This window comes from Micromonospora maritima (genome assembly GCF_902825405.1).
In the GTDB taxonomy this organism is placed as follows: domain Bacteria; phylum Actinomycetota; class Actinomycetes; order Mycobacteriales; family Micromonosporaceae; genus Micromonospora; species Micromonospora maritima.
The window spans coordinates 1-6,544 of sequence record NZ_CADEAU010000311.1 but is presented as its reverse complement, the minus strand read 5'-3'; the positions used below and the strand labels follow the sequence as shown (position 1 = coordinate 6,544).

At 73.5% G+C, this 6,544-nt stretch carries 4 protein-coding genes and 2 pseudogenes; 3 read left to right on the top strand and 3 right to left on the bottom strand.

Annotation, left to right across the window (positions count from 1 at the left end):
* Both HUW36_RS22810 and HUW36_RS22805 read left to right on the top strand, forming a co-directional pair.
* Positions 1–264 (top strand): annotated as a pseudogene (locus HUW36_RS22810) (glutamine synthetase); the annotation flags it as partial.
* A 143-nt stretch (positions 265–407) separates the two neighbouring features.
* The gene (locus tag HUW36_RS22805; protein WP_174530046.1) at positions 408–1,544 is read left to right on the top strand and encodes a carboxylate-amine ligase; all 1,137 of its coding nucleotides are present in this window, start codon (positions 408–410) and stop codon (positions 1,542–1,544) included.
* 24 nt (positions 1,545–1,568) lie between these two features.
* Here HUW36_RS22805 and HUW36_RS22800 read toward each other — a convergent pair whose 3' ends face one another.
* The gene (locus tag HUW36_RS22800; RefSeq protein ID WP_174530045.1) at positions 1,569–2,396 is read right to left on the bottom strand and encodes a PIG-L family deacetylase; all 828 of its coding nucleotides are present in this window, start codon (positions 2,394–2,396) and stop codon (positions 1,569–1,571) included.
* A 73-nt stretch (positions 2,397–2,469) separates the two neighbouring features.
* On the opposite strand from HUW36_RS22800, the gene HUW36_RS22795 reads away from it, so the two are divergent.
* Positions 2,470–3,183, top strand: a complete 714-nt coding sequence (locus tag HUW36_RS22795; RefSeq protein ID WP_174530044.1) for a hypothetical protein — start codon at positions 2,470–2,472, stop codon at positions 3,181–3,183.
* A 72-nt stretch (positions 3,184–3,255) separates the two neighbouring features.
* Here the strand turns inward: HUW36_RS22795 and HUW36_RS22790 are convergent, their stop codons facing one another.
* The gene (locus HUW36_RS22790) at positions 3,256–6,060 is read right to left on the bottom strand and encodes a glycosyl hydrolase family 95 catalytic domain-containing protein (protein WP_174530043.1); all 2,805 of its coding nucleotides are present in this window, start codon (positions 6,058–6,060) and stop codon (positions 3,256–3,258) included.
* A gap of 142 nt (positions 6,061–6,202) precedes the next feature.
* Positions 6,203–6,544, bottom strand: a pseudogene (locus HUW36_RS22785) (hypothetical protein); the annotation flags it as partial.

Below are 6,544 nucleotides of genomic sequence, written 5' to 3'. Positions count from 1 at the left end.
AAGAGCAAGATCGAGCCCCCGGCCCCGATCGACAAGGACCTCTACGACCTCCCGCCGGAGGAGTGGGGCGACGTCAAGCAGGTCCCCGGCTCCCTGCCGCACGCGCTGGAGGCGCTCGCCCAGGACCACGACTACCTGCTCGACGGCGGCGTGTTCACCGACGACCTGATCTCCACCTGGATCGACTGGAAGAACGCCAACGAGGTCGACCCGGTGCGCCTGCGGCCGACCCCGCACGAGTTCGCGCTCTACTTCGACTGCTGATCGGCGCCCGCCACCGCTCCCACGTCGTCGCACGTGGGAGCGGTGCTCGGGGGAAACGGCATCCGGCGGGGCACCTGGACTCGTACCGTCGAGGCATGGCCCCGCCGAGCGACGACCGGACCCGCACGCCGGTGGAGCCGTCGATGAGGCGGCCCGCCACCGCCACCTCCGCCCCGGCGATCCCGACCACCCTCACCCTCGGGGTCGAGGAAGAGTTCCTGCTGCTGGACCCGGAGACCGGAGAGAGCATGCCGGTCGCCGACCGGGTCCGCGACGCGCTGTCCGGGACCGCCCGCGAGCAGAGCCGCCAGGAGTTCCGGCACAGCATGGTGGAGATGGTGACCCCGGTCAGCTCCGACCTGGCGCGACTGCGGGAACACCTGGTCGCCCTGCGTCGCGCCGCCGCGCGGGCGGCCCAGGCCGTCGGCGCGCGCCTGGTCGCGGTCGGCGCCACCCCCGTGTGCGAGGCGCACCGCAGTGTGCCGGACGAGCGGCGCTACCACGACATGTCCCGCCGGTTCGGGCCGGTGGCCCACGACCCGGCGGTCTGCGGCTGCCACGTCCACGTCGGCGTGCCCGACCGGGAACTGGCCGTGCAGGTCTGCAACCACCTGCGGCCGTGGCTGCCGGTGGTGCAGGCGCTCACCGCGAACTCCCCGCTGCACGACGGGCGCGACACCGGGCACGCGAGCTGGCGGTCGATGCAGCTGCAACGGTGGCCGAGCATCGGGCCCACGCCCCACTTCGACTCCGCCGCCGACTACGACGCCACCGTGCAGGACCTGATCACCGCCGGGATCATGCTCGACGCCGCGATGGTCTACTGGTACGCCCGTCCGTCCGCGTCCTACCCGACGGTGGAGGTCCGCGTCGGCGACGTCTGCCCGACCGTGGACGACACGGTCCTCGTCGCCGGGCTGGTCCGGGCCCTGGTCGCCACGATGATCGACGAGGTGCTCGCCGGTGTGCCGGCCCCCCGCATCCGCGACTGCGTGGTCGCCGCCGCGCACTGGCGGGCCGCCCACGACGGCGTCGACGGCGAGCTGGTCGACCTGCGCACCGGCCGGCCCCGGCCGGCGTGGGACCTCGTCGACGACCTGCTCGTCGTCGTCGCGCCCGCGCTCACCCGGCACGGGGACCGGGACCTGATCCTGCGTGAGGTGGACCGGGTCCGCCGCGACGGCACCGGGGCCACCCGGCAACGACGGATCATGGCGGACACCGGCGGGGACGTCCGCGCGGTGCTCGACCACCTGGCCGCGCAGACCAGCGCGGACTGACCGGCGGTGGCCCGCACCGCGCCGTCAGCGCAGGCCGGCGAAGAGGTCGTCCTCCGGGGTGGACGCGCCGGTGCGGTCACGGACCCGGACGAACGTCTCCATCCCCATCAGCTCGGTGAACCGTTCCTGACCCAGGCGCAGGAAGAAGATGTTCTCGGCCTGGCTGGCGTGCGCGGCCAGCGAGGCGAACTTCTGCCCGCCGTGGGCACGCGTGTCCACCCAGGTGGTGATCTCGTCGTCCGGCAGGCCCAGCGGCGGCATCTCGTCGGCGGCGTCCGGCTCGGGGAACTCGACCCCGATCTCCTGCATCACCCTGCCGAACTCCTGGAAGGCGCTGCGCGGCACCGTGGTCCAGTAGACCTTGGCCGGCACGTCGGTGCGCTCGACCGCGGCCATCGTGATCCGGTGGGCCTGGATGTGGTCGGGGTGGCCGTAGAAGCCGTTCTCGTCGTAGGTGACCACGACGTCGGGGCGGTAGCGCCGGATCAGCTCGGCCAGCCGGTCGGCCGCCTCGTCGACGGGCGTGTTCCAGAACGCGCCGGGCGCGTCGTTGGTCGCCCAGCCCATCATTCCCGAGTCGGCGTAGTCGAGCGTCTCCAGGTGGGTCACCTTCAACGCCTCGCAGCTGGCCTCCAGCTCGGCGCGGCGCATCGCCACCACGGCCTGCGGGTCGTGCCCGTCCTCGCCCGGCTTGACGCCGTCGGGACCGTCGCCGCACCGCCCGTCGGTGCACGTCACGAGCACCGTCGTGACGCCCTCCGCCGCGTATCGGGCGAGGACGCCGCCGGTGCTGGTCGCCTCGTCGTCGGGGTGCGCGTGCACCGTCATCAGGGTCAGGGATCGCTCAGCCACCCCGTCACCATACGAGCAGGAACCGACGAACTAGCATTGCCCGGTCCGCAGACGGCGACGGAAGCGAGGCGCGATGGGTTGGCTCCGGCGGTTGCTCGGTGGCGATCGGGTCGAACTGGACCCCGGGCGTCAGCAGGCGCTGCTGCGGGACGTCCGGCACTCCTACGGCGCGCACGTCCGGGTCCGGTTCCCCGACCAGGTCGAGGCGATCACCCGGTTGCTGTCCGACGACGACGGTCTGGTGGTGGCCGCCGGGATCGTGTGCGAGGCCGCCGAGGAGGCCCACGCCGACCTCCAGTTCCAGGCGCAGGAGGTGTTCCGGCGCACCGGCCGGCGGCTGCTGGTGCACCGCCGCAACTACCGGCCCCTGTGGAGGGAGGCCGGTCCGGCGCTGCGCTGGCCGCTGGGCGCCCTGCCGAGCGGACTGCACCCGTACGCGCAGGTGTCGGCCGCCGTCACGGTGGTCGGCGCCCGGGCGGACCGCCTGGACCGGGTGACCGACCCGCAGCCGTTCGTGGTGCGCCTGTTCGAGGTGCTCGACCTCACCACCGCCGGGTGGGAGTTCGGCCGGGTACGGGTGGACACCGACAGCGTCACGCTCGTCGAGCGGTCGACGGGCACCGCCGCCCGGGTCCTCGCCGCGATGGACGACCCGCCACGGTTGCCGCCGGCGGTGCGGGAGATGATGCGCCGCAACCACACCGTCGACGTCTACGACCCGGCCGGGCCGCGCGTGGTGGGCCGGATCAACCCGGGCGCGCGGCTGCGCGAGACGCTGCTGGCCTGAGCGCCACCCGCCCGATGGACGCCTGAGGGACGGGACGCGCCGGCCGCGTGGGACCGGCGCGTCCGGTGTCGGTCAGGTGGTGGTGACGGTCAGGGCCGTCGGCGGGTCGTTGGCACCGTTGGCCGACCCGATGAAGCCGAAGGTGGTGGATGCGCCGGCCGCCAGCGACCCGTTGTAGTCGACGTTGCGCACCGTCACGTTCGCGCCGCTCTGGCGGTGCGTGCCGCCCCAGATCTGGGTGACGACCTGGCCGTTCGGGAACGTCCAGGACACCGTCCAGCCGCGGATCGCGGTCGCGCCGGCGGTGACGGTGACCTCGCCCTGGAAGCCACCCGACCACGAGCCGGTCACCGCGTACGTCGCCCGGGCGCCCGAGGGGGCGGGCGGGCTGGTGGTCGGCGTCGGCGGTGGCGGCGTACCCGGCGTGGGGGTGAGGGTGGGCGACGGCGTCACGCCGGGGCGGCTCGCGCGGTAGGTGCGGCCGGCGCGGACGGTGAGCTGGACGACGTCCGGCTCCGGCCGGGTGCTGGCCGGCGTGCCGCCGTCGGTGGTGTCGACGAGCACGAAGCTGCCGGTGAACAGCCGGGACCGCAGTCGCAGGGTGCCGTCGCGGTCGGCGCGGACGCGGACCTCGTCGGCCTGGCCGTCGCGCCAGGCGAGCCCGACGGTGTAGCCGCCCCGGCCGCGCAGGCCGGTGACCTGCCCGGTGGGCCAGGCGGTCGGCAGCGCCGGCAGGAGGTGCAGCTCGCCGGTGTGGCTGTGCAGCAGCATCTCGGCGATGCCGGAGGTGGCGCCGAAGTTGCCGTCGATCTGGAACGGCGGGTGCAGGTCGAACATGTTGGGCGCCAGCCGGTCGGTGCGGACCAGGTCGCGCAGGAGCTTGTGGGCGCGGGCGCCGTCCTCCAGCCGCGCCCAGAAGTTGATCTTCCAGGCGAGGGACCAGCCCGTGCCGTCGTCGCCCCGCAGCTCCAGGGTCCTCCGGGCGGCCTCGTACAGCGCCGGGGTGCCCCGCCTGGTGATCTGGTTGCCGGGGTGCAGGCCGTACAGGTGGGACACGTGCCGGTGGGTCCGCTCGGTCTCGACCCAGTCGGCGAGCCACTCCTGGACGTTGCCGCGGGAACCGACGCGGCTCGGCGGCAGCCGGTCCCGGGCGGTGCGCACCTGCGACCGGAAGGTGGCGTCGACACCGAGGACCTCGGCGGCCCGGGCCGCGGCGTCGAACAGGTCGCGCAGGATCTGGTTGTCCATGGTGGGCCCGGCACAGACGCTGGCGTTCGCGTGGTGCGGCAGTTCCGGAGAGTTCGACGGGTTCGTCACCAGGTAGCCGAGCGTGGGATGGGCGACCAGGGTGTCGAGGAAGAACTGGGCAGCGCCCTTGAGCGCCGGGTAGTTGACCTGGAGGAAGCCGAGGTCGCCGGTGAACAGGTAGTGGTCCCAGACGAGGGTGCTCAGCCAGGCGCCACCGGTCTGCCACATGCCCCACAGGGCGCCGTCGACGACCGAGGCGCCCCGCCAGGCGTCGGTGTTGTGGTGGGTGACCCAGCCGCCCGCCCCGTACTGCGCCTGGGCCACCCGCGCCCCGGTGACCGCCAGGTCCCTGATCATGTCGAAGACGGGCAGGAAGCACTCGGACAGGTTCGTCGTGTCGGCCGGCCAGTAGTTCATCGGGAGGTTGGCGTTGATCGTGTACTTCGAGTCCCAGGCCGGCGTCAGCGAGTCGTTCCAGATGCCCTGGAGGTTCGCCGGCTGGGTGCCGGGCCGGGAGCAGGAGATCAGCAGGTAGCGTCCGTACTGGAACAGCAGCGCGGCGAACTGCGGATCGTCGCTCGTCGCGTGCTGCGCGATCCGCACGTCGGTCGGCTGGTCGGCCGCTGCGGTACGCCCCAGGTCGATGCTGACGCGGCCGAACAACGCCTGGTAGTCGGCGAGGTGGCGGCTGCGCAACTGGTCGACGGCGACCGTCCGGGCGGCGGCGAGCCGGTTGCGGGCGATGCCCTGGTAGTCGCCGTCGACGGTGCGGTAGTTGACGTAGCTGGAGCCGATCGAGATCAGGAGCGTCACGCTCGTGGCGCCGGACACCCGCAGCGTGCCGCCGGAGCTGCCGACCGTGCCGCCGCTCGCGGCGGCGTGGGCCAGGGCGAGGAAACGCACCGAGCCGGTGACGCCCTCCATCGAGCCGGAGACGCCGTCGAGCCCGACGGTCGCGCCGTCCGGGCTGGACACGGTGGTCCGCTGCGGGCTGTCGAAGGTTGCGGTGAACGTGATCGAGTTGGCCCGGTCGGCGGTCAGCCTGACCACGATCACCTGGTCGGCGGCGCTGGCGAAGACCTCCCGCTGGTGCCGTACGCCGTCGCGCACGTAGGTGGTGGTGGCCGTGGCGGTGGTGAGATCGAGGGTCCGCCGGTACTGGGTCACCCCGCCGGCCGAGCCGAAGGCGAGCCGGAGGTTCCCCACGGTCTGGTAGGCGAGCTGGCCGCCCGGGGCGCCCATCATGGTCTGGTCGATCAGGTCCTGCGCCGAGGTCCACTGGTCGGCGAAGACCCGCCGCCGGATCTCGGCCAGGTTGGCGGCGCCCCGGGTGTTGGCCGAGTCGTACGGGCCGCCGGCCCAGACGGTGTCCTCGTTGAGCTGGAGCCGTTCGGTGTCGACGTTGCCGAACACCATCGCGCCGAGCCGCCCGTTGCCGATCGGCAACGCGCGGAGCCAGTCGGTGCCGGCCGGCTCGTCGTACCAGAGCGCCAGGTCGTCGGCGGCCAGCACCTCCGGTGGTGCGGTCGAACCGGCGCGGGCGGCGGCGGTCCAGGCCACCGGCAGCAGGGCGGCGCCGGTCCCGGCCGCCGCGGTCTTGATGACGTTCCTTCGGGTCACGTCGGGCATGGCTTCTCCAGGTCACACGGACAGGGGACGGGTGGGATCGCTGTTAGCGCTAACAAGCGTTGCCCACACGCCCCTTCACGCCGACCTGCCGATGCCTGCGCCCGAGCTCCCGTCCGCGCGCCACATCCGCTCGTATGGACTCTCATGGATGGGTGCATCCCTCGTCAAGATGCGGGGACGGTTTCGCGGACGCCGCCGCCCCGGCTCTCGGGTCGACCCGCCGGGCCGAGCGGGTTGCCGGTGCGACCGGCCGGCCCACCCGGGTCACGTGCAGGATCCGCCCCGGCTCCACGTCCAGCAGTGCGCCGAGCACGTCGCGGGCGCCGGCGACGTCGACGAGCTGGCTCAGCGGATGCGCCGCCAGCCCGGCCGCCTGCAACGTCAGCCACACCCGCAGCAGCACCCGCCCGAACTCGACCTGCCCGGACGCGTCCAGGTCGGGCGGCGCGACGAGCGCCAGCAACGCGCCCCCACGCGCCAGCGG